This is a genomic window from Amycolatopsis keratiniphila, from assembly GCF_000400635.2.
Taxonomy (GTDB): domain Bacteria; phylum Actinomycetota; class Actinomycetes; order Mycobacteriales; family Pseudonocardiaceae; genus Amycolatopsis; species Amycolatopsis keratiniphila.
Genome location: NC_021252.1, coordinates 4,784,529 through 4,807,370 on the forward strand (window position 1 = coordinate 4,784,529; position 22,842 = coordinate 4,807,370).

At 68.3% G+C, this 22,842-nt stretch carries 23 protein-coding genes; 13 read left to right on the top strand and 10 right to left on the bottom strand.

All coding sequences use genetic code 11. The features are described 5' to 3' along the window. The first annotated feature begins 103 nt into the window (after positions 1-103). Positions 104-904 carry a carbon-nitrogen hydrolase family protein gene (locus tag AORI_RS62805; RefSeq protein ID WP_016334707.1) on the top strand — a complete coding sequence of 267 codons (801 nt, stop codon included), beginning with the start codon at positions 104-106 and terminating at the stop codon, positions 902-904. Positions 905-1,010: 106 nt separating this feature from the next. Here AORI_RS62805 and AORI_RS62810 read toward each other — a convergent pair whose 3' ends face one another. The 3 genes from AORI_RS62810 to AORI_RS62820 form a co-directional block, all read right to left on the bottom strand. Continuing rightward, entirely contained in the window at positions 1,011-2,336 is a 1,326-nt protein-coding gene (locus AORI_RS62810; protein WP_016334708.1) for an alpha/beta hydrolase family protein, read from the bottom strand. Then, entirely contained in the window at positions 2,333-4,654 is a 2,322-nt protein-coding gene (locus tag AORI_RS62815) for a penicillin acylase family protein (protein ID WP_016334709.1), read from the bottom strand. Before AORI_RS62815 ends, AORI_RS62810 begins: the two co-directional genes overlap by 4 nt. A gap of 98 nt (positions 4,655-4,752) precedes the next feature. Continuing rightward, positions 4,753-5,331, bottom strand: a complete 579-nt coding sequence (locus tag AORI_RS62820; protein WP_016334710.1) for an ArsR/SmtB family transcription factor — start codon at positions 5,329-5,331, stop codon at positions 4,753-4,755. A 250-nt stretch (positions 5,332-5,581) separates the two neighbouring features. Between AORI_RS62820 and AORI_RS62825 the strand changes: the two genes are divergently transcribed. Together AORI_RS62825 and AORI_RS62830 are read left to right on the top strand one after the other, a co-directional pair. Beyond that, positions 5,582-6,787, top strand: coding sequence for a lytic transglycosylase domain-containing protein (locus AORI_RS62825; protein WP_016334711.1), 1,206 nt, complete (start codon positions 5,582-5,584; stop codon positions 6,785-6,787). Positions 6,788-6,958: 171 nt separating this feature from the next. Continuing rightward, complete coding sequence (locus tag AORI_RS62830) at positions 6,959-7,387, top strand: pyridoxamine 5'-phosphate oxidase family protein (protein ID WP_016334712.1); 429 nt, start codon at positions 6,959-6,961, stop codon at positions 7,385-7,387. A gap of 45 nt (positions 7,388-7,432) precedes the next feature. On the opposite strand, the gene gcl is transcribed toward AORI_RS62830, so the two are convergent. The 3 genes from gcl to AORI_RS62845 are packed head-to-tail and all read right to left on the bottom strand — an operon-like array spanning position 7,433 to position 10,842. Next, positions 7,433-9,127, bottom strand: coding sequence for a glyoxylate carboligase (gcl, locus tag AORI_RS62835; RefSeq protein ID WP_016334713.1), 1,695 nt, complete (start codon positions 9,125-9,127; stop codon positions 7,433-7,435). A 3-nt stretch (positions 9,128-9,130) separates the two neighbouring features. Next, positions 9,131-10,018, bottom strand: coding sequence for a 2-hydroxy-3-oxopropionate reductase (locus AORI_RS62840; RefSeq protein ID WP_016334714.1), 888 nt, complete (start codon positions 10,016-10,018; stop codon positions 9,131-9,133). Next, complete coding sequence (locus AORI_RS62845; RefSeq protein ID WP_016334715.1) at positions 10,015-10,842, bottom strand: hydroxypyruvate isomerase family protein; 828 nt, start codon at positions 10,840-10,842, stop codon at positions 10,015-10,017. The genes AORI_RS62840 and AORI_RS62845 overlap by 4 nt, the downstream gene beginning before the upstream one ends. 135 nt (positions 10,843-10,977) lie before the next feature. On the opposite strand from AORI_RS62845, the gene AORI_RS62850 reads away from it, so the two are divergent. Next, positions 10,978-12,132, top strand: a complete 1,155-nt coding sequence (locus AORI_RS62850; protein ID WP_016334716.1) for an epoxide hydrolase family protein — start codon at positions 10,978-10,980, stop codon at positions 12,130-12,132. Positions 12,133-12,175: 43 nt separating this feature from the next. Beyond that, positions 12,176-12,991, top strand: a complete 816-nt coding sequence (locus tag AORI_RS62855) for a MerR family transcriptional regulator (RefSeq protein ID WP_016334717.1) — start codon at positions 12,176-12,178, stop codon at positions 12,989-12,991. Positions 12,992-13,345: 354 nt separating this feature from the next. Here the strand turns inward: AORI_RS62855 and AORI_RS62860 are convergent, their stop codons facing one another. After that, entirely contained in the window at positions 13,346-14,137 is a 792-nt protein-coding gene (locus tag AORI_RS62860; protein WP_043848151.1) for an alpha/beta fold hydrolase, read from the bottom strand. 51 nt (positions 14,138-14,188) lie between these two features. Here AORI_RS62860 and AORI_RS62865 point away from each other — a divergent pair, with 51 nt between their 5' ends. Both AORI_RS62865 and AORI_RS62870 read left to right on the top strand, forming a co-directional pair. Then, the gene (locus AORI_RS62865) at positions 14,189-14,755 is read left to right on the top strand and encodes a GNAT family N-acetyltransferase (protein WP_016334719.1); all 567 of its coding nucleotides are present in this window, start codon (positions 14,189-14,191) and stop codon (positions 14,753-14,755) included. Next, the gene (locus tag AORI_RS62870) at positions 14,752-15,378 is read left to right on the top strand and encodes a LysE family translocator (protein ID WP_016334720.1); all 627 of its coding nucleotides are present in this window, start codon (positions 14,752-14,754) and stop codon (positions 15,376-15,378) included. The genes AORI_RS62865 and AORI_RS62870 overlap by 4 nt, the downstream gene beginning before the upstream one ends. Before the next feature lie 22 nt (positions 15,379-15,400). On the opposite strand, the gene AORI_RS62875 is transcribed toward AORI_RS62870, so the two are convergent. Continuing rightward, complete coding sequence (locus tag AORI_RS62875) at positions 15,401-16,459, bottom strand: cobalamin-independent methionine synthase II family protein (protein ID WP_016334721.1); 1,059 nt, start codon at positions 16,457-16,459, stop codon at positions 15,401-15,403. A gap of 255 nt (positions 16,460-16,714) precedes the next feature. Here AORI_RS62875 and AORI_RS62880 point away from each other — a divergent pair, with 255 nt between their 5' ends. The 6 genes from AORI_RS62880 (at position 16,715) to AORI_RS62900 (ending at position 21,452) form a co-directional block, all read left to right on the top strand. Then, the gene (locus AORI_RS62880; RefSeq protein WP_016334722.1) at positions 16,715-16,981 is read left to right on the top strand and encodes a DUF3040 domain-containing protein; all 267 of its coding nucleotides are present in this window, start codon (positions 16,715-16,717) and stop codon (positions 16,979-16,981) included. A 61-nt stretch (positions 16,982-17,042) separates the two neighbouring features. Next, positions 17,043-17,468, top strand: coding sequence for a YciI family protein (locus tag AORI_RS62885; RefSeq protein ID WP_016334723.1), 426 nt, complete (start codon positions 17,043-17,045; stop codon positions 17,466-17,468). Between the two features lie 9 nt (positions 17,469-17,477). Further along, positions 17,478-18,518 carry a DNA polymerase IV gene (locus tag AORI_RS62890; protein ID WP_016334724.1) on the top strand — a complete coding sequence of 347 codons (1,041 nt, stop codon included), beginning with the start codon at positions 17,478-17,480 and terminating at the stop codon, positions 18,516-18,518. A gap of 250 nt (positions 18,519-18,768) precedes the next feature. Then, entirely contained in the window at positions 18,769-20,244 is a 1,476-nt protein-coding gene (gene ahcY / locus AORI_RS62895) for an adenosylhomocysteinase (protein ID WP_016334725.1), read from the top strand. A gap of 682 nt (positions 20,245-20,926) precedes the next feature. Further along, on the top strand, positions 20,927-21,082 hold the full coding sequence (locus AORI_RS83910; protein WP_007034891.1) for a DUF6131 family protein: 156 nt from the start codon (positions 20,927-20,929) through the stop codon (positions 21,080-21,082). Between the two features lie 148 nt (positions 21,083-21,230). Next, positions 21,231-21,452, top strand: a complete 222-nt coding sequence (locus AORI_RS62900; protein WP_016334726.1) for a DUF2795 domain-containing protein — start codon at positions 21,231-21,233, stop codon at positions 21,450-21,452. A 157-nt stretch (positions 21,453-21,609) separates the two neighbouring features. On the opposite strand, the gene AORI_RS62905 is transcribed toward AORI_RS62900, so the two are convergent. Both AORI_RS62905 and ku read right to left on the bottom strand, forming a co-directional pair. After that, on the bottom strand, positions 21,610-21,822 hold the full coding sequence (locus AORI_RS62905) for a hypothetical protein (protein ID WP_016334727.1): 213 nt from the start codon (positions 21,820-21,822) through the stop codon (positions 21,610-21,612). 133 nt (positions 21,823-21,955) lie between these two features. Beyond that, on the bottom strand, positions 21,956-22,810 hold the full coding sequence (gene ku, locus AORI_RS62910; protein ID WP_016334728.1) for a non-homologous end joining protein Ku: 855 nt from the start codon (positions 22,808-22,810) through the stop codon (positions 21,956-21,958). Positions 22,811-22,842: the final 32 nt, after the last annotated feature.

Below are 22,842 nucleotides of genomic sequence, written 5' to 3' on the forward strand. Positions count from 1 at the left end.
CTCGTTCCCCCTCTATGCCGTCACTTTCCGCGACTGAGCCTACACCTGGACCGGCCAAGTATCCATCATGTATACAAGAGTTCCACTTATTGGAAGGGGTCCCATGGTGCACGTCGCGGTGGCGCAGTTCGCGCCCGGCAACGACAAAGAGGCCAACCTCGCCCACGTCGCCGCCCTCGTCGGCGAAGCGGCCGACCGCGGTGCGCGGGTGGTCGTGCTGCCCGAGTACTCGTTGTTCACCGTACCGACGATGAGCCGGGAATTCGTGACCTCGGCCGAAGAACTCGACGGCCCGTTCGTCACCGAGCTGCGCGGGCTGGCGAAGGACCGGCAGATCACCGTCGTCGCGGGCATCAACGAAGCACTCCCCGGCGGCGAGCGGATCTCGAACACGCTCGTCGCGGCCGGTCCCGACGGCGCCATCGCCGCGCTCTACCGCAAGCTGCACCTGTACGACGCCTTCGGCTTCCGCGAGTCCGAGCTGGTCCGGCCCGGCGACATCGAAGCGCCGGAGACGTTCGAGGTCGACGGGATCACCTTCGGTCTCCAGACCTGCTACGACCTCAGGTTCCCGGAGGTCACCCGCCGCCTGGTCGACGCAGGCGCGGACGCGGTGCTGCTGCCCGCGGAGTGGATGCCCGGGCCGCTCAAGGAGGACCACTGGACCACTCTGGTCCGGGCCAGGGCGATCGAAAACACGATCTACCTCGTCGCGGCGGGGCAGGCCGCGCCCGCCGGTTCGGGGCACAGCATGATCGTCGATCCGATGGGCGTGGTCGTCGCCTCGCTCGGCGAGCGCACGGGGACGGCGACCGGCGAGGTCTCCGCCGAGCGGATCTCCGAGGTGCGCGCCAAGAACCCGGCTCTGGAACTGCGCCGGTTCGCCGTCACCCCGAAATCCTGAGTATCTTCTGACCCGGAGGTCCGTTCGTGAAGACACGCCCTCGGGCGTGGTGACGCGGCTTCCGTACGCCTGGGTGCCGGGTGGCCGCCCGGCACCCAGGCTCTTTTCACGGCACCAACAGTCCCCAGTGGACGGCCCACGGGACGAACAACGCCGCGCCCGCCAGCAGTAGGCCGACCCGGACTCCCCCGCGTTCCTTGCTCCGCCACCACGAAACGGCGGTCACCGCACCGGCGGCGACGACACCGACCGCGATCAGTTGCAACGCGAGCCAGGGCAACGTCCGTCCGAAAAGGACCGGCCCCGGCGCCATCGCCGCCCCCATCGACAGGGCGACGTAGTAGACGAGGAACCCAGCCGTGGCCAGCGTCCCGGTCGACGCGAGCCAGCGCGCGGGCCCGGCGAGCGGAACGCTCTCGCGGCGGCGGAACAACGCCGTCACCGGATACGCCGCGAACGCGAGCAACGCCAGCGCCCAGACCCCGATCTGCACCCACGGCGCCTCGTACCAGGCGAGCGGTGCGAGGGCGACGCTCTGGCTCGCCTGGGCCGGAGGCGGATCGGCCGACGGCCCCTCCTTCGTTCCGTTCACCCAGTCCGCCACGAGTTCGAGGTAACCGGGAGCGAAGCCGTCGAGCTTGTCGAAACCGTCGGTGGTCTGCCGGAGCCCGTGCTGGGCCTGCGGGAACACCTTCAGCGTGTACTGCCGGTTCCCCGCCCGGTCCAGCGTTTCCCGGAAGATCCGGACGGCCTCGCCGGGTGGGGTGAGCCGGTCCAGTTCACCCCACAGGCCGAGCACCGGCTGCCGCACCTTCTCCAGCACCGGCACCGGGTCGTATCCGGCCTCGGGGAAGGCACCCGCACCCGCGAGGGTGCGCATGTTCGTCGACGACACCATGTCCACCATCGAGCCGGTGACCCCGCCCCGCCGCAGATAGGTTTCGAGTGCCCACGCCTGCTGGCGATCGGGCGAGACCCCGTTGGCGCCGACGGTGACCGCGAAGGCGACGTCCTTCGACTTCGACGCCGCCAACGGCGCGACCCAGCCTCCTTCGCTCAAACCCCACACCCCGACACGGGCGGGATCCACGCCAGGACGCGAGCGCAGCGCCTGCACGGCGGCGAGCGCGTCGTCGGCCAAGACCGAGTAATCCCGCTCGAACAGCGAATAACCCTCGGTCCGCTTGTCGTAGATCAGGGTCGCGATTCCCGCCTTGGCGAAGGCTTCCGCCTCGGCACGGTAATCGTCCCGGTCGTGTTCGCCGGACCCGTGCACCATGACGATGCCTGGCGCCGGTCCGCCGCCCACCGGCGCGACCACCGTTCCCCGCAGGGTGACCCCGTGGCTGGTGAACGAGACTTCGCCGTCCGGAGCCGCGGCCGGCAGCGGTGACGACACCGCCAAGACGGCCGCGAGCACAGCGGCGATCATCGCCTGCTCACCCGGACCACCTCGAGCGACGGCGACGCGAGGATGTCCTTCTCGCAGTACCGTTCGGTGACCCACTGCTTGCGTGAGTACAGCTCCGTCTGGTCGCTGTGGTGCGCCGACTTCGGATTCGCGGACTGCGAGTAGGTCATCAGCGTCGTCGTGTCCGGGCATCCGGTCCCGTTGAACGCCACGACGTGCAGGTACGTCCCGCCGTGCGTGAACTCGGTGTACCCACGGGCCGGATCCCAAGGCCCGCCGACGGTGTTGTAGACACCGCGTCCCGCGGTCCCGCCGCCCAGCGGGATCTTCCGGCCGTCACGGACGACGTAGTGGTTGTCACCGTACGGTGCGTCGAGCGGGATCTTCGCCGCCCGCAGCACCGAAACGGCGTCGGAGAGCGCCTTGCGGATCGCCGCGTTCCCCGTGTCGAGCATGTTAGGAGTGTGGACCGGATCCTTGACGTCGAACGGGTTCTTCCAGATCTCCGGCCCCATCCGGTCCACCGCGGCCCAGAACCGGTCGAAGAGCAACGCGCCCCGGCTGCCGGCGTCCGACCGGCCGTCCCAGCCCGCCAGTGCCGCGCAAGCGTCGTCCAGTCCCGGCATCGTGCGGCACATCGCGACGACGTCGGTCCGCGTGAGTTCCGCGGCGTGGTCCCGGTTCGAAAACATCAGGTCCCGCATCGCTTGCCCCGTGAAACCGCCCTTCTTCAGCTGGTCGGCGATCTCGACGAGGCCGGCGCGAGTCCGCATGTTCTGCTCGTACCTGACCGGGCCCACGATCCTGGGGAAGCCGGTCCGCGGCTCGGTGGGATTGATGAGCCACGAGCTGTCGTTCGAGTTCGCCACGTAGTCCGACCGGCTCAGGCTCGGCAGACTTGACGGCCCGAAAGTGCCCGGCCGCAGCGCGTCCCGGTCGCGGCCCCAGGCGCAGGCCGTCTTGGAGCCGTCGAGCACCGCGACCCCGTTGGCGTCGAACAATTCCTTGCCCAGCGGCGTGTTGCAGCGCGCGGCCTTCTCGTCGGTGACGTGCGGAACCCCGTGGATCTGGCTGAACTCCACCCGGCCCCGGTCGTCGGTGGCGAGGATGTTCATCCACGGCAGCCCTTGCGTCTCGCGGACCGCGCCGATCATCTCCCCCGCCGTCCGGGCGCGGGCGATCGAGAACATCGAGTTCGTCATGCCGAGGTTCGTGGCGTTGGCGTCCGCGATGGCGAACGCGCTCGACGCCGTCCACGGCAACTCGCGCTGCCCGAGCCTGGTCGTCACCGGGCCGTACCGTGTCGTCCACTGTGGACGTACGACGCGTTCCAGGCCGCCGTCCGCCTTGCGCGACAGCACACTCACGTCGGAACGCCGCATCCGCTCGGGCTTCCCGTCGACCAGGTACGTCGTCGGCGAGCCGGGCACGAGCTTCAGCTCGAACAGCGTGTACGTGCGCGTGGTGTCGGTGGCGGTGCCGCTCCAAGCCGCGGTTTCGTTGTGTCCCAGCCACATCAGCGGAATACCGGGGATGCCGGCGCCACTGACGTCGAGCTTGCCCGGCAACGTCACCTGCGACTGCCAGAGCCTGGTCCCGCTCAGCTGCCACGGCAGATGCGGGTTGGCCAGCGAGACACCTCGTCCGTTCGCCGACGCGGCGGAGCCGATCGAGATCGCGTTGCTGCCGATCCCGGTCTCGCCGAGCATCTGTTCGGTACCGCGGCCCGCGGGCGGAGCGCCCGGCAGCGACGCGGTGATCGAGTCCGCGACGCCGCCCTGCCCGAAGATCATGCCGATCGCGTGGGCGTGCCGGTGGACGTCGAGTTCGGTGATCGGCTTCAGCCAGCCCGCATCCCGGCAGGCCGGGTCGGTGATCTCGCCGGTGCGCAGGTACTTGTTGACCCCCTCGACGTAACCGCGGATCAGCTCGCGGACCTCGCGGTACGGCCCGCGCGGCGCGGGCGCAGACAGGAGCCGCTCGACGGCACCGCTTTCGTTGAGACCCTGGAAGTACAGGTCGCTCGCGAGGTTCGTGCTCGCCTGGCTCACCCCGCTCGTCGGCGGCGCGTCCGGCCCCAGCCAGCGGGAACGCTCGGCCCGCGTCGTGACCGCGACGTCCGCGATCGCGCAGATGTTGTCCTTGGCCGCGGCGAATCCCTGCCCGAAGCCCAGGCTCGCCCAGTCGTTCGCGACGATGTGCGGGATGCCGTATTCGGTGTAGCGGATGGTGGCGTCCGACCGGGATCGCCCGTCCGGCGGTTGCGCGGCCGCCGCGGTCCCCGCCGCGAGCAGGCTCGCCGCGGCGCAGACGGCCGCGATTCTTTTCCAGAGCAGCATGCTGCTCCCCCTTCGCATGTGGAGTTGTTCGTGAAGACACGCCGTCCGGCGTGGTGACGCGATTCCGGTGGTCGAGTGGCCGCTCTCCCACCGGTTCTTCAGTTCCCTTCCTGCACCTCCCCGTCCGCGTCCGGGAACGCGGTCCAGCGCACGAGCACCTTCCGCGCGTCCGGGCCCGGCTCCGGACGCCAATAGCGACGGAGCAGTTCCAGGTACTCGTCGAAGAACTCCTTGAGCTCTTCGAGGTTCAGATAGACCGAGCCGCGCGAGAACACCAGCGCGTCACCCCATTCGCCCAGCTCACCGCGACGTTCGAGGAAGGTCGCCAGCTGTTCGAGGTCTTCGGTGAACGCGGCACGCTGCGCCTCGTCGAACACGGCGCGCATCTCGTCGTTCTGCTCGCTGTGCCGGGGCCAGCGGATGTCCCGCTGGCGGGCACGCCACCAGCGCTCCTTCCCGTGCGCAAGCTCCGGTGCCTCGTCGACGAAGTCGTATTTCGCCAGTTCCCGCAGGTGATAGCTGGTCGCACCCGAGCTCTCCCCCAGCTCCTTGGCAAGCTTCGTCGCCGTCGCCGGACCACGGCCCAACGCCTCCATGATCCGGCGGCGCAACGGGTGCATCACCGCCTTCAGCACGGCGGCGTCGGCGATCTCTTCGGGTGGCGGCGGACCGGTCATGACACCAAGGTAGCCGTGCAAAGGAGATTGTGCAAAGGTCTCTTTGCACGCGGTTCAGACCACCGCCCGGGTCGGCCGAGGGATTTTGCTGACGATTCCGTGAACTCAGCGTGAAATTGACAACTTCACTACGAAGGTCTTGTGCCGCCAGGACGAAAACTCGACAGGATCGCGGGTTTTTCGTTGCGTCGTCCCCGAAAACCGGCTCTATCGGATAGTTTTGCGCGGAGTCGACCTTGCGGGAGAGAACATGCCGAAGCACCGCCCTCGACAGACGGACAAGTTGTCCGCCCGGCACCGGACGGCCTTCGCGCTCGCCGGCGGAGCGCTCGCCGTGCTGCCCGCGGTCACCGCGTCCGCGGGCCCCGACGCCCCGATCGCCGCGCCGAAGCCTGCCGCACCGCAGAATCAGGCCTCGGCCTGGCAGCCGCCGGCGGGCACGGTCCCGGAGATCGCCGTCGACGGCAGCCTCCCCGAGCCGCCCACCCCTGATCCGCTGACCGTCCCCGGGCATTCCGGCAACGTCGGCGGCTCGTTCGCGCCGTCGGGCGCGCTCGGCATCCCCGCGAGCATGATGAAGGCGTACAAGAACGCCGCCGACATCCTCGCGAAGGAACTGCCCGGTTGCCATATCGACTGGGCGCTGATCGCGAGTATCGGCCGGATCGAATCGAACCACGCGCGCGGCGGCTACGTCGACGCGAAGGGCAACACACTGGAGCCGATCCTCGGCCCGCAGCTCAACGGCGCCGGGCCGTTCGCGGCCATCCCGGACACCGACGGCGGCAAATTCGACGGAGACACGGTCTGGGACCGCGCCGTCGGCCCGACACAGTTCATCCCGTCCACGTGGAAGGGCTACGCCTCCGACGGCAACGGCGACGGCGAATCGAACCCGAACAACATCTACGACGCGACGCTGGGCTCCGGCCGCTACCTCTGCTCCGGCGGGGTCGACCTGACTTCCGAGCAGACCCAGCGCGTGGCCGTGTACCGCTACAACCACTCACTGTCCTATGTGGACACCGTGATCCGCTGGGCCGTCGCCTATCGCGGCGGTGTCGCGACGATGCCGGACAGCCAGGTCCCCGTCGGCGCGCCCGACTCCCAGGACGTCGCCGCCGGCACGCCCGACGGCCAGGTCCCGGTGCCGACCCTGCCCGGCACTCCCCCGCCCGGCACGACCACGCCGGGGCCGAACCCGTTGCCCGGCACGTCCTTCCCGCCGAGCAGCAGCACACCGCCGAGCAGCTCTTCACCCTCGAAGCCGACCAGCACGCCGCCTTCGTCGACGCCTCCCTCGTCGACTCCGCCTTCCTCGACACCGCCTTCGAGCACCCCTCCGTCCTCGACGACGCCTCCGCCGTCCAGCACCTCCTCCGCGGCGCCGTCCTCGACTCCGGCGGGGAACACCGGTGAGACGTCCCCGACCAGCAGCACTTCCCCGACCCCGTGACGCTCGCGACCGGACAGGCGCTCACCTGAGTTTTCGTGTGGGCTGAAGGCTCCCTTCACCGAGTCTGATGCGACGAAAGGAGCCTTCGCCCCCGGTCGGCGCCCGGAATGCCCTGAAGACGGGCCGCGTTGTCGCTTGTCGTAGCTCACCTACGAGAGAAGCGAGACACGGATGTCGTCTTTCGTCATGACCGCCGAGGAACGGGAAGCCTTCCTGAGCGAGGTCCACATCGGGGTCCTGGCCGTGGAGCGGGAAGGACGGGCCCCGCTGGCCGTGCCGGTCTGGTACGACTACGAGCCCGGCGGCGAACTCCTGATCTGGATGGACGGCGGTTCGGTGAAGGACAAGGCGATCAAGAAGGCGGGCAGGCTCAGCCTGGTCGCGCAGTCGGAGACGCTGCCGTACAAGTACGTGACGGCCGAGGGTCCGGTCATCGCGAACGACACGCCGCCGACCAGGGAGCAGGCGCTGAAGATCGCGCACCGCTACCTGCCTGAGGACGAGGGCACGAAGTACGTCGACGGCGCGCTCAGCGACAACTCGGTGCTGGTCCGCGTCCGGCCGGAGAAGTGGCTGAGCAACGACCAGGGCAAGGCCTGACCGGACGGCGGTGTCCCGGCGGGCGGGCCGCCGGGACACCGTCGTTCAGCCCGCGATCGGCTCGAACTCGACGACGCTGTCGAGTGCCTTGCCCATCGCGGCGTTCCCTTCGCGTTCGATCATGATCTCCACCAGCACCGGCCGCGACGTCCGCTCGGCCTCCTTGCGCGCCCACTCCAGCGAAGCCCGGATCTCGCCCGGCTCGGTGACGCGCGTGCCGGAGCAGCCGTAGGCCTCCATGACCTTCACGTTGTCCGTGCCGATCTTGTCGTAGTGGATGTCGACCTCGAAGTTCATCTCGTAGCCGGTTTCGGCCTGCCGGATGAGCCCGAGGTACTCGTTGTTCAGCATGATCAGCACGAACCCGACGTCGTACTGCGCGGCCACCGCCAGCTCCTCCACCAGGAACTGGAACGAGTAGTCCCCGACGACGCCGACGACCTCGGCCTCCGGTTTCGCCTTCTTGACGCCGATCGCCGCCGGGATCTCCCAGCCGAGCGGGCCCGCCTGGCCGCACACCTGGTAGTGCCGCGGCTTGTGCGCGCGCTGGAACTGCCCGGACCAGATCTGGTAGAGCCCGATCGCGGTGACGAAGTAGGCGTCCTCGCCGTAGAACTCGTTGATCTCCTTGAACACCCGGGGTGCCTTGATCGGCGTGTCCTCGAAGTCCTCGCGCCGCGGCAGGCTCTCCTTGAGCTCGCCGATCCGCTGCGGCCAAGCGCGGTCTCGCGCCGGGGACCGTTTCGACGCCGCCTCGATCAGCGCGTCCAGGAAGGCGCCCGTGTCGGACACGATGCCGAGGTCCGGCCCGAACACCTTGCCCAGCTGGGTCGGCTCGATGTCGACGTGGATGAACTTCCGGTTCCCCCGGTAGACGTCGAGGTCGCCGGTGTGCCGGTCACCGAACCGCGCACCCAGCGCCAGCACCAGGTCCGCCTCCAGGAAGGCCGCGTTCGCCCAGCGCTGCGAGGTCTGGATGCCCGCCATGCCGGCGAAGAGTTCGTGGTCCTCGGGAAAGCTCCCCTTGCCCATCAACGTCACGCCGACCGGGACGCCGAGCAGTTCGGCCGCGGTGCGCAGCCTCTCGCTCGCGTCGCCGAGCACCACACCGCCGCCCGCGAGGATCAGCGGCCGCTCGGCGGCCAGCAGCAGGTCCAGCGCCCGCTCGACCCTGGCCGGGGACGGCGTCGCCCTGGTGACCGGGAGCGGCGAGTCGATGCTGGAGTCCCATTCGATCTCCTGCCGCTGGACGTCGATCGGCAGGTCGATCAGCACCGGGCCCGGGCGGCCGGACCGCGCGATCCGGAACGCCTCCCGGAACACCCATGGCAGCTGGGCCGCCTCCTTGACCTGCACCGCCCATTTGGTCACCGGCTTGGCGATCTCGACGATGTCGACAGCCTGGAACGCCTCGGTGTGCAGCTTCCGCGAGTCGGCCTGCCCGGTGATGCACAGGATCGGGATCGAGTCGGCCTGCGCGGTGTAAAGGCCGGTGATCATGTTCGTGCCGGCGGGCCCGGAAGTGCCGATCGCGACGCCGACGTTGCCGGTGGTCCTCGCCCAGCCGTCGGCCATATGGGTCGCGCCCTCCTCGTGGCGCACGATCAGATGCTCGATGCCGCTGTCCTGCATCGCGTGGTACAGCGGGAGGATCGCGGCGCCCGGGCAACCGAAAGCGGTGTCGATGCCCTCACTGACCAGGACGTCGACGACGGCCTGCATGGCGGGGATTCTTGGCATTCCTCACTCCTTGTTTTCCGCGCCGGACAGCGATTCGACGACCTTCAGCAGGGCGGAGTGATCGAGCGAGCCGTGACCCATCGCCCGTCCGGCGGCGACGAGCTGGGCGACCAGCCCGGTGAGCGGCAGCGCGACGTCGGCCTGCCTGGCGGCGGCGAGCGCGATGCCCATGTCCTTGTGGTGCAGGTCGATCCGGAAGCCCGGCGCGAATTCCCGTGCCACCATGGACTTCCGCTTGAGCTCGAGGATCCGGCTGCCCGCCAGGCCGCCCGCGAGGACGTCCAGCCCGACACCGGCGTCCACGCCCGAGGCTTCGAGAAGCACGATGGCTTCGGCGATCAACCCGTACGTGCCGCCGACGACCAGCTGGTTCGCGGCCTTGACGACCTGGCCCGCGCCGTGCGGCCCGACGTGCACGATCGTCTTGCCGACCGCCTCCAGGATCGGGAGCCCGGCGGCGAAGTCGTCGGCCTCACCACCGACCATAATGGACAGTGACGCCTGCTCGGCCCCGGCCTGGCCGCCGGAAACGGGCGCGTCGAGCACCCGGATCTCGCGTTCCCCGGCCCGCTCGGCCACCTCGATGGACGTCTCCGGCCGGATGGTGCTCATGTCGATCAGCAGCGTGCCCGGTTTCGCCGATTCCAGCACCCCGCCCGCCGCCAGCACGACGGCTTCGACCTGCGGGTGGTTGGGCAGCATGGTGATGACGACTTCCGCGTCCGCCACGGCGTCGGTCACCCCGTTCGCGGCCCGGCCGCCCGCGGCCTCCAGCCTCGCGAGCGCGTCCGCGTTCGTGTCGAATCCGCTCACCTCGTGGCCGGCGGCGACGAGATGCCCCGCCATCGGCCCGCCCATGATCCCCAGGCCGATGAATCCCAGCTTGGTCATGCCAGTCCCCTTCGTTCGAAAGGCAGCCACGACAGCGAATCCGCGCTCGGGCCGTCGGGTTTGTACTCCACGCCGACCTGCCCGCGATAGCCCGCCGTCTGCAGCTTCTCCAGGTATCCCTCGATGTCCAGCGTTCCGGTCCCCGGCTGGTGGCGCCCTGGGGCATCGGCGATCTGCACATGGCCGATCCGTCCGGTGTGGACGGTCGTGACCGTGTCGAGGTCGTCACCGTTGACCGCCAGGTGGTACAGGTCGGCCAGCAGCTTCACGTTGTCCCGCCCGAGTTCGTCGAGCACCTTCAGTACGTCGTCCGCGGTCTTGAGCGGGTACTTCTCCGCCCCCGACAACGGTTCGAGGACGATCTCCGCGCCGATCCGCGCGGCCGCGTCCGACGCGAGCGCCAGATTCGACAGGCCGAGCTTGTCCTGCGCGGCCGGATCCGCGCCGTCGATCCGGTTGCCGTAAAGCGCGTTGAACCGGCGGCAGCCAAGTCGCTCGCCGAGGTCGATCGCGGAGGCGATACCGCGGGCGTACTCGTCCTCGCGACCGGGCCAGGTGACCAGGCCACGATCACCGCCCGCCATGTCGCCGGGGAAGAAGTTCAGCCCGGTCACCGCCACACCCGCCCGCTCGACCGACGCCACGAACGCGTCGACGTCGGCGGCGACCGGCTCCGGCGTCTCGAACGGCCACCAGTACTCGACCGCGGTGAAGCCGGCCGCGCGCGCCGCCTCCGCACGGTCGAGCAGCGGCAACTCGGTGAAGACCAGCGACAGGTTCAGCACGTAGGGCAGCGCGTGACGCGAACCGGCAAGATCAGCCATCGAAACCTCTGCAATTTCGCTCTGCGGAAATTTTCTTTCGTATATCGAGAATAGCCCGCTGACCTGTCCTCGGTCAACGGGCGGCGGACCGCCAAACCGGGGAATTGTCGGACCCCTTCGTTAGCGTCAGCCGGCATGGACAGCACGCCGTTCCAAGCCCGGATCCCGGAGGCCGACCTCGAAGAACTCCGCGATCGGCTCCGCCGTGCCCGCTGGCCGGAAGACGAGACCGTCGACGACTGGTCGCAGGGCGTACCCGCCGCCTACCTGCGTGAACTGTGCGCCTATTGGGCGGAGGCCTACGACTGGCGGGCCGCGGAGTCCCGGCTCAACGCGTTCCCCCAGTTCCGAGCCGAGATCGACGGACTCGGCATCCACTATCTGCACGTCCGCTCCCCGCATCCCGGCGCGCTGCCGCTGATCCTCACCCATGGCTGGCCGGGTTCGGTCTTCGAATTCCTCGACGTGCTCGGCCCGCTCACCGATCCGGTCGCCCACGGCGGGGACGAGGCGGACGCCTTCGACGTCGTCGTCCCGTCACTGCCCGGATACGGCTTCAGCGACAAACCCGCGCGCGCCGGCTGGTCGATCCAGCGCATCGCCGACGCGTGGATCCAGCTCATGGACGGCCTGGGCTATGAGCGCTTCGGTGCTCAAGGCGGCGATTGGGGCACCAGCATCACCACGCTCATGGGGCGGAAGGCGCCGGAGCGGCTGGCGGGGATCCACCTCACCCCGCCGCTGGCCGCGCCGGATCCGGCGACGTTCGGCGAGCTGACCGAATCGGAACGGAAATCGCTCGACGACCTCGAAGGCGCCAAGGCGGACGGTTCGGGTTACGCGATCCAGCAGGCGACGAGACCGCAGACGATCGGCTACGCCCTGGCCGACTCTCCGGTCGCGCTGTGCGCGTGGATCGTCGAGAAGTTCCAGGCGTGGACCGATTGCGACGGTCATCCGGAGAACGCGCTGAGCCGGGACGCGATGCTCGACGACATCACGCTCTACTGGCTGACCGGCACCGGCGCCTCGTCCGCCCGCCTGTATTGGGAGAGTTTCGCCGAAGTGTCGGGCTGGTTCTCCGAATCCACCGTGGACACGATCGCCGTGCCGACGGGCTGTTCGGTCTTCCCGCGCGAGATCCCGCGCCCGTCGCGCCGGTGGGCCGAACGCCGGTTCACCGACATCCGGTACTGGAACGAACTGGACCGGGGCGGCCACTTCGGGGCCTTCGAACAGCCGGCCGTCTTCACCGAGGAGGTGCGCTCGTTCTTCCGGCTCGTGCGGTGACCGTTGACTGTGACACCGTGTCAGGCTGTCTGGTGGGAGGACCATGTTCAGTATCGGAGACTTCGCCAAGCACGGCCGGGTGTCGGTCCGGATGTTGCGTCACTACGACGCCATCGGGCTGCTGCGGCCCGCCCACGTCGATCCGTTCAGCGGCTACCGGTCCTACACCGGCGACCAGCTGGCCCGGCTCAACCGGGTGATCGCGCTCAAGGACCTCGGCTTCACGCTCACCCAGGTGCAGGAGATCCTCGACGCGGAGATCGGCGTGGACGAGTTGCGCGGGATGCTGCGGCTGCGGCGTGCCGACCTCGAAGCGGCCATCGCGGCGGACGAGGCTCGGCTCAAAGCCGTCGAGGCGAGGCTCCGGTCGATCGAAAGAGAGGGAACCATGCCTTCCGAAGACGTCGTCGTCAAAAGCCTCCCCGCGGTGCGCGTCGCCGAGCTCACCGCGACGGCGGGCGGATACGTGAACGACGAGATCGGGCCCATCGTGCAAGGGCTCTACAAGGACCTGTTCGGCGCGCTCGGCCCGATCACGCCGTCCGGACCGCTCCTCGCCTACTACGAAGACGACGCCGACGGCGAACGAGTGGTGATCCACGCCGCCGTCCCGATCTCGGCCGAAACCGACGGCACCGAAGGATTCTCGACCGTCCGCCTCGCCGAAGTCGAGACCGCGGCGACGATCCTGCACCGCGGCTCGATGGAGACCGTGCTTCCCAGTTACCAGGCGCTGGCGAAGTGGGTCGACGCGCACGGCTACCGCGCGAACGGCCCGGCGCGGGAGTTCTATCTGGAGTGCCCGGACGACGGGGACAAGTGGGTCACCGAGCTGCAGCAGCCGATCACCAAGGCCTGACCGGGACGGGAATTGCCCGCGTCTCGTGAGTGGTAAGGACGGTTCTAACGGACTCGGATTTACCTACCTACTGGCGTGATTAGCGGTCGACGGGGGACGATTCCGGCCGTTCAACGGCCGGAACCCTCCCCTGTCACCTCGTCTGCCACCGGTCGCGCCTCGCGCGACCTTGATCAACGGAGGATCGGGACGTTGAGTGTCCCGAACCTTCCGTTGATCGAGGTCCAAGACCAGGCGTCCCTGGCGACGATGGAGGAATTGGGACGTTCAACGTCCCAATTCCTCCATCGTCGCCCCCGGCAGCCGCGGAACCACCACTCTCGCCCAGCCAGGCGCGGGTAGGTAAGGACGGTTCTAACCGTCCTTACCACTCACGAGACCGGTGAGGAAATCGGTCACGGCGGCCCGGAACTCGCCGGGCGCTTCCAGCCACGGCACGTGCCCGACCCCGTCCAACCGCACCCGGGTCACCGAAGGCAAGGCCCGCTCCAGCGAGTCGACGGCCCACCGTGGCCGGTTGTCCGCCATCCCGTCCACGATCAGCGTCGGCACCCGCAGCGACCGGCAGGCCGAGACGAGTTCCGCCTCCGGCACCGTCCGCATCTCCTCGCTCAAGGCCGCGTTCGCCTCGTAGTTGACCGAGAACCAAGGCGTCGCCATCGCTTCGGCGTGGCGCTCGCCGTCGGTCACGAAATCGGCGGTCCATTGCCGCACCGCGCGTTCGCGTCCCTCCCCGCGAACCTCCTCACCCAGCGCCCGCTCGAAGTTCCGCTTGAACTCCGCGTGCCACTCGTGGCCGAGACCGACACCCGACACGTAAACGAGCGCGCTCACTCGCTCCGGATGCGCGAGCGCGTACAGCAGAGCGAGGTGCGCGCCCCACGAATGCCCGAGCACCGGGATCCGGTCCACGTTATGCCATTCCCGGACGGCTTCGACGTCGGTGACCATCCGTTCGAGCGTGTACGGGCCGCGCGCTTCCGAACGACCGGCGCCGCGCTGATCCCACCGGATCAACCGGAATCGCGGACCGAGGTCGAGGGTGCCGAACATGTCCCACAGGCCGGGACCGCCGTGGCAGCACAGGATCGGTTCGCCTCGACCGGTCGCCGAGGTCCACAGCTCACGTCCGTCGTCGGTGATCATCACGGGATTATCCGATAGGCGACGGCGCCTTCGTTGGCTATCTTCCGCGGCATGACGACCTACACTCCGCCGCAGCGGACGGCCACCCTCGCCGACGCGCCCGCCATCGCGGCGCTGATGCGGGCCTCGGTGCTGGAGTTGTTCCCCCGGTTCTACGACGAGCGGCAGACCTTGAGCGCGGCCGAACACATCGCGAGCCTCGACCTGCGCTTGATCGAAGACGGCACCTACTTCGTCCACGAGGCCGACGGCGAGATCGTCGCGTGCGGAGGCTGGAGCAGGCGCAACCGAACGCACGCCGGCGCGGGCGACGCGGCCGACGACGACCGTCCCCTCGATCCGGCCACCGAGCCGGCCCGGGTGCGCGCCATGTTCGTCCGCGGCGACTGGACCCGGCGCGGGCTCGGGCGCGCGATCCTCGAGTCCTGCCGTCTCGCGGCGAAGGCCGAGGGCTTCAGCTCGCTCACCCTGACGGCGACCCTGCCCGGTGTCCCGCTGTACCTCTCGTTCGGTTTCACCGAAGTCGAACGGGTGACGGTGACGACGCCCGACGGCGTCGACGTGCCGGGCGCCGTCATGACCAGGGACATCGACGATCCGGATAGCATCGAAGCATGATCTCCGGGGCCACCGCACTCTCGTTCGTCCTCATCTGCCTGCTCGGCGCGATGGCACCGGGCCCCGATTTCCTGGTGGTGACCCGCAGCGCGATCCTCGGCGGGCGCAAGGCCGGGATCTCCGCCGGCCTCGGCATCGCGCTCGGCGTCTTCGTCTGGGTGGTCGCCATCGCGCTCGGGGTCGCGGCGATCCTCACCGCGTCGGCGATCGCGTTCACCGTGGTGAAGCTGATCGGCGCCGCGTACCTGATCTTCCTCGGCGTCAAGGCGTGGCTGGCGGTGCGCCGCGGCGACTACAGCGAACTCAAGGACAAGGTCGCCCCGGTCGTCGCGCCCAAGGAGGCGTTCCGGCAGGGACTGTTCACCAACCTGCTCAACCCGAAGGTCGCGATGTTCTTCCTCGCGCTCATCCCCCAGTTCCTCCCGCATTCGGCCTCGACAGCGCAGACCCTGCAACTCGCCGTCCTGGCCACCACGGTGGCCGTCGTCTGGACGTTCGTCCTCTCGACGCTGGTCGGTTCGCTGCGGAAGTTCTTCAGCTCCGGCCGCGTCCGGCGCATGTTGGACGCGGTGATGGGCACGTTCCTGGTCGGACTCGGCATCCGGGTCGCGGTCCAGAACTGACGAAGGCACCCATCAGTCGGCGTCAGAGTGCTTCGGCGGCGAGACGCGTGCCCTCGACGCGGGCGGCGATCTTGGCGAACGCGATGTCCCGCGACGTCGAGGTGTCGTCGGCGAACGGGGAAAATCCACAGTCGTCACAGGTGCCCAGCCGGTCCGGCGGGAGATACCGCGCCGCCAGGAGAACCCGGTCCCGGACCTCCTCGGCGGTTTCGACCCGCGGATCGATCGGGTCGGTCACGCCGACGAAGACCCGCTGGTCCGGCCGCGCGTACTCGGCGATCACGCGCAACGCCCGCTCGGGATCCGCCTCACTGGCGAGCTGGACGTAGACATTGCCGACCTTCAGCTGGAACAGCGTCGGCAGTAATCCGGCGTAATCGACATCGAGGCTGTGCACGGAGTCCTGATCCCCGCCGGGACAGGTGTGCACCCCGATCTTCTTCCGCTCCTCCTCGGAGAAGCGATCCAGTACCGCGTTGTTCAAGTCCACAAAGGACCGGAGCAGGCCGCCGGATGGATCGAGCTTCAGCGACAACCTGCCCTCGGTGAAGTCGATCTGAACGCTGTCCGCGCCCGCGTCGAGACTGCGGCGGATATCGGCCTCGGCCTCGTTCACCAGGTCGGCGATGAACTGTTCTTTGTCATATCCGGCCAATTCCTCACCGGGATAGACGAGGCTGACCGCCGAAGCCGCGATCACCGCCTGCTTCACCGGTTTGGTCGCGTACTTCTTCGCCTCACGCAGATAGGCGTCCGCGTAGGCCTGATAGCGGAACGGCCCGGCGGTGAGCCTCGGAAGCTGCCGGGTGTGCCCGTCGGCGAACGGGATCACGACGCCGTCCGGCGCCAGCGATGTGAGGCCGGCCAAAGGATACGTGGCGAAGCTCGGCTTGCCCTGCTCCCCGTCGGTGACGACCGGGGAACCGGTCTCCTCCAGGCGTTTGATGGTGTCCACGAGAGCTTTTTCGCGTAACTCGCCGAGCCCGTCGGCGTCGAGCCGCCCCGCCGCGTGCTCGCCGAGGGCCTCGATGAGATAGCCGGGCCGGGGAATACTGCCGATCGGTTCGGTGGGCATGGTCATCGCTCGGGTCCTCCCAGATGGCACAACCGCGGCCGCCCTGGCCACAGGCGCAGAAAACTACCGAGATCTCCCCTCCTTGACGATCTTTTCGTGTGCTGAAACCCCCAATGGCGCAACCATTCGATCGAAATGGATCTTCCATGGCCGGGACGTATAGGTCGTTATACGAAAGGGAGTGAAATTCGATGCTTATCCAGCCCTCCTCCTGGGTATTCCGTGGTTGTCGACGGCCGGGGCGCGCCGAAGGAGAAACCGATGCTGAGCCATCATGATCGGCAAGAGCTGGAGAAGATCGAGCGCTGGTTCGAGCTCACCGAACCGGCGCTGGCCGCCCGGCTCCGCGCCGGCAGGCCCGCCCGGCCCCCACTCCTGCGGCTCGCCGTCCTCTTGAGCCTCGACATCACCGCGGGCCTGTTCATGCTGCTGGGCTTGATCCTGAACAGCCCGGCCCTTCTCCTGACCGGGATGATCACCGTGACCGCCGCGGTGATCGTGCATCTGTCCCGGTTCGGGCGCGACTGATCGCCTTCCCCGCCGCCGGTAGAGTCCGGGCGAAACGTCCGGTTCACTGGGAGGAAGACGTATGCGGTTCATGATCATCATCAAGGCGGACGAGGATTCCGAGGCCGGGAAGATGCCGCCGATGGAGGCCTTGACCGCCATGGCGAAGTTCAACCAGGAGATGCTCGACGCCGGGGTGCTGGTGGGCGGCGAAGGCTTGCAGGAAAGCTCGAAGGGCGCGCGGGTCACGCTCAGCGCCGCCGGGGCCACCGTCACCGACGGCCCCTTCACCGAGGCCAAAGAACTCGTCGGCGGCTTCTGGATCGTCGATGTCGCGTCGCGCGACGAAGCGATCGAATGGGCGAAGCGCTGTCCCACTCCCCCGACCGGCGACACCGTGCTGGAGGTCCGCAAGATCCTCGAAGCCGAGGATTTCGGTGAGAACTTCACGCCCGAACTGCAGGAGAACGAGCAGCGGATGCGCGACGAGATCGCGGAACGGTCCTAAGCTCGGCTCATGACCGTCCGGGAGTGGGTGCTCCACGTCGACCTCGACCAGTTCATCGCCGCGGTCGAGGTCTCCCGGCGGCCTGAGCTGCGCGGCAAACCCGTGGTCGTCGGCGGCACGGGAGACCCGTCCGAACGGGCCGTCGTGGCGACGGCGTCGTACGAGGCGCGGGAGTTCGGCATCCGGTCCGGGATGCCGTTGCGAACCGCCGCGAAACGCTGTCCTGACGCGGTCTTCCTCGCCACGGACGCGCCCGCGTACCAAGAAGTCTCCGATCGGGTGATGGCGACGCTGCGGGAATTCCCCGTGGTCGTCGAAGTGCTCGGCTGGGACGAAGCGTTCCTCGGAGTCACCACCGAGGATCCCGAAGCGCTCGCCGCCGAAATCCGGCGGGCAGTGGCCGAAGAGACCGGGCTCTCCTGCTCGGTCGGCATCGGGGACAACAAACTGCGCGCCAAACTCGCCACCGGGTTCGCCAAGCCGGCGGGGATCTTCCGTCTCGTCCAGGACAACTGGTGGGAGGTCATGGCCGAAAAGCCGACGGACGCGCTCTGGGGCATCGGCGGCAAGACCACGAAGAAGCTCGCCGAGGCCGGCTACCACACCGTGCTGGAACTGGCGGGCGCCGATCCGGCGGACCTCGCGGCGCGGTTCGGCCCGAAGCTCGGCCCGTGGTACCGGATCCTCGCCGGCGGGCTCGGCGACGCCGAGGTCACCGCGACGCCCTACGTCGCACGTTCCCGCGGCCGCGAGACGACTTTCCAGCAGAACCTCACCGATCCCGAGGTCATGGCCGCCGAGGTCGTCGCGCTCGCGAGACGGGTCTCACAGGACGTCGCCGAGGAAGGCAGGCCCGCCGCACGGGTCGCGGTCAAGGTCCGGTTCGCCCCGTTCCAGACCCATACGCACAGCGTGACCCTGCCCGCGCCGACCTCCGACGCCGCCGAAATCGAGAAGGCCGCGCTGGCCGTGCTCGGCATGTTCGACCTCGGCAGACCCGTCCGGCTGCTGGGGGTCCGCGCGGAATTCGGCACACCCGCGTCGCCTTGACAGCGCTCGCGGCGCTTTGCCATTCTGGTTCCGGGTCGAGAGGCGCTGCGACGGAATTCTTCCGCCACGCTCGGCCCGCCGCGACAGACGTAAGGGCGCCTCCCACTGTGGAGGTGCCTTTCTTGCGTCAGAACCCTTTTCCGGCCTTCGTCGTCGAGGCCGTGCGCTGAACCCCCGCACTGACACCGTCCTTCCCGCCACCGGCGAGAAGGACCGCTCCGCCCTGCCTTCCTTGATGAATGGAGAACCAGTGAGCCCCACCCTGTCCAAGGTCAACGGGATCGAATTCGCCGTCGCCGACCTTTCCCTCGCCGAGGCCGGCCGCAAGCAGCTTCGCCTCGCCGAGGTCGAGATGCCCGGTTTGATGGCGCTGCGCCGCGAATACGCCGACTCGCAGCCGCTGAAGGGCGCCCGGGTCGCGGGTTCGCTGCACATGACCGTCCAGACCGCCGTGCTGATCGAGACGCTCGTCGCGCTGGGCGCCGAGGTGCGCTGGGTGTCCTGCAACATCTTCTCCACGCAGGACGAGGCCGCCGCGGCCGTCGTCGTCGGCCCGAACGGCACCGTCGAGAACCCGTCGGGCTCCTCGGTGTTCGCGTGGAAGGGCGAGACACTCGCCGAATACTGGTGGTGCACCGACCAGCTCTTCGACTTCGGTGACGGCCGCGTCCCGAACATGGTCCTGGACGACGGCGGCGACGCGACCCTGCTGATCCACAAGGGTGTCGAGTTCGAGGCGGCGGGCGCCGTCCCGCAGGCGACCGAGGAGGACGGCGAGGAGTACGGCCTCGTGCTGGAAACCCTGCGCGAGAGCCTCGGCCGCGACACCGGCCGGTTCACCCGCATCGCCAAGGAGGTCCGCGGTGTCACCGAGGAGACCACCAACGGCGTCAAGCGGCTCTACAAGCTCGCCAAGGAAGGCGAACTGCTCTTCCCGGCGATGAACGTGAACGACTCGGTGACGAAGTCGAAGTTCGACAACAAGTACGGCATCCGCCACTCGCTCATCGACGGCCTCAACCGCGGCACCGACGTGATGATCGCGGGCAAGGTCGCCGTCGTCTGCGGTTACGGCGACGTCGGCAAGGGCGCGGTGGAATCGCTGCGCGGCCAGGGCGCCCGCGTGGTCGTCACCGAGATCGACCCGATCTGCGCGCTGCAGGCGGCGATGGAGGGCCTCGACGTCGTGGAACTCGACGATGTCGTCGAGCGCGGCGACATCTTCATCACCACCACCGGCAACTTCGACATCATCATGGCCGACCAGATGGCCAAGATGAAGCACAACGCGATCGTCGCGAACGTCGGTCACTTCGACAACGAGATCGACATGGCGGGCCTCGCGAAGATCCCGGGCATCCAGAAGATCGAGGTCAAGCCGCAGGTCCACGAGTGGATCTTCCCCGCGACGGCGGACCGCGAGGCGCACTCGATCATCGTGCTCTCCGAGGGCAGGCTGATGAACCTCGGGAACGCGACCGGCCACCCGAGCTTCGTGATGTCGAACTCCTTCACCAACCAGACGATCGCGCAGATCGAACTGTTCACGAAGCCCGGCGAGTACGCCACCGACGTCCACGTGCTGCCGAAGCACCTCGACGAGAAGGTCGCCCGCCTGCACCTGGACGCGCTGGGTGTCCGGCTGACCAAGCTGACCAAGCGCCAGGCCGAGTACATCGGCGTGGACGTCGAGGGGCCGTACAAGCTGGACCACTACCGGTACTGAGCCCTTCACGCCTCGTGAGTGCCGGTCGACGGGGGAGGATTTCGGCCGTGGAACGTCCGGAATCTTCCCCCGTCGCCTCGTCTGCCACCGGTCGCGCCTGGCGCGACCTTGATCAACGGAAGATCGGGGACGTTGAGTGTCCCGAACCTTCCGTTGATCAAGGTCCAAGACCGGGAGTCCCTGGCGACGATGGAGGAATCGGGACGTTCAACGTCCCAATTCCTCCATCGTCGCGCCCGGCAGCCGCGGAACCACCACTCTCGCCCCGTTAGGCGTAGGTAGGCAAATACCGGTCCGCTCTAGCCCGAATCGCCACTCGCGAGACCGGACCAGCGCTCTTGCCCTTGCTCGTCGCAGTACATGAAGGTCGAGTTTCCTCGGCTGAGCCGAGGAAAGGGAGCCTTCACGCGCCGCCACTGTGACTACTGATCCTCACAAGGCGTTTATGACGAACCCGCAAGTCTGTGAAGGCCTCCTTGAGGGACCCAGAGTCCCTCAAGGAGGCCTTCACGGACCGAGCCTGGCGCGCGGGGCGTACGTGAGCCCTTGAAGCCGTTAGGCCGAATGCGTGAAAACTTCGGCCGGATGGACCTGTTTCTCGCGGGATCGAGGCGGGAATTCCTTGCGTAGCCACACCCCGGCAGCACTCGGGCCGGGCGACTACGAAGGAGAAGGTGTTCCCGTGATCATTCTCGGCGTCATCCTGATTGTCGTCGGTGTCATCGCCAGCATCCCCGTCCTGTACTCGATCGGGATCGCGCTGGCGGTCATCGGCATCATCCTGGCCGTTCTCGGGAACACCGGGAAGGCCATCGGCGGTCGCGCCCACTGGTACTGAGCACCGGACCGTAACCGGTACCGAGCCCCCGGTACCGGCACCGAAACAGCCCGGGCACGCGGCGTTCCCCTCACGCCGGGTGCCCGGGCTGTTTCCGTTCTCCGTCCGCCGGGTATCCGCCCTGGACAAGGAGAAGGAGGGAGAGCCGATGCCAGGGACGGACCCTCGCCCGTACTTGACGGACGCGAAGTACCCGTGTGGACGCGACGAACTCCTGCGAGCCGCCGCGGCGGCCGGGGCGGGCGACGACGTCCTGGGCCCCTTGGGCACACTGCCCGCGCGTGACTACGCGGACGGGGACGGTGTTTGGGAGGCCATACGCTCCTACAACGGGGCTCCGATCCACGACACCGCGAAGGAAGCACCGTGATATGAAGGGGTCCCCCGGCTCCGAGGGGGAGGGAGAGCCGGAGGACCCCGTCATAGTTAACACACTCCCGGCCGCGATGTACACGAACGCCTACACCTTCGAGTGGCAATCGGTCGCGATCACCCAAATCGGGCCGGATTGGTGTATTGGCCGCCGGTCAAGAAGCCCGCAGCAGCACCTGAGCCGAAACCTCCGCGCACGAGCAGCCGCCGTCGACGTCGAAGCAGTCGATCGTCAGTGTGTGCCGGGCGAAGTCGAAGTCCACGCAGCCATCTTCGCTGCATTCCGTGAAACCACCGTCGAGGTGGACCACCAGGGTGCCGTGGCAGTGGTCGAGTCCGACGGCGCAGAACGCGCACTCCATGCTCATACCGCCTCCCGCGATCAGGAAAGTTCTCCTCGATTGCCTTACTACCACCGAGGGGCGACAGATCCTGGCATACGCGCGGCGTGTCGCGGCACCCGGCGGAGTGACACCGGGCACAACCGTCCACAAAGGAGAGTCAGGCGCTCTTCGGGGTTCGCTTGCCGGACGCGGGTTTCTTGGCCGCGGTGGCCTTCTTGGCCGTCGACGGCTTCCGGCTCTTCTTCGCTTCGCTCACGCTGGCCTGCAAGGCCTCCATGAGGTCCACGACGTCGGCCTTCGCGCCGACGGCCTTCGGCTTCGTCGTTTCGTTCCCCGCGGCCTTGGCCTCGATCATGGCCTCCAGCGCCTCACGATAGGAATCGGTGTACTTGTCCTGTTCGAACACCGGCTCCGACAGCGAGTCGATCAGCGAGCCCGCCATCGTCAGTTCCTGCGGCCGCACCTGCGGCGGATCGTCGTGCAGGAAACCGAAATCCGGGACGCGGACCTCGTCGGGCCACAGCATCGTCGTCATCGTCAGGACGTCGCTGTGCACCCGCAGGATCGCGAGCGTCTCGCGCTGCCGGATGGCGACCTTCGCGACCGCCACGTGGCTCGCCTTCTGGAGCGCGTCCCGCAGGACCACGTACGGTTTGACGGCGTTCTTCTGCGGTTCGAGGTAGTAGGTCTTGTCGAACTGGATCGGGTCGATGGACTCCAGCGGCACGAATTCGAGCACGTCGATCGCCCGCGACGACGCCAGCGGCAGTTCGGACATGTCCTCGTCGGTGAGCACGACCATCTCACCGTCGGGCAGCTCGTATCCCTTGGCGATCTCGGCGTAGGGCACTTCCTCGCCGTCGATCGTGCAGAACCGCTTGTACTGGATGCGGCCGCCGTCGGCCTCGTGCACCTGGCGCAGCGAGACGTTCTTGTTCTCGGTGGCCGCGTAGAGCTGGATCGGGATGCTCACCAGCCCGAAGGACACCGAGCCCTTCCACATCGAACGCATCGAGCCGCACCTCCGCTGCCGTCACCGACCGT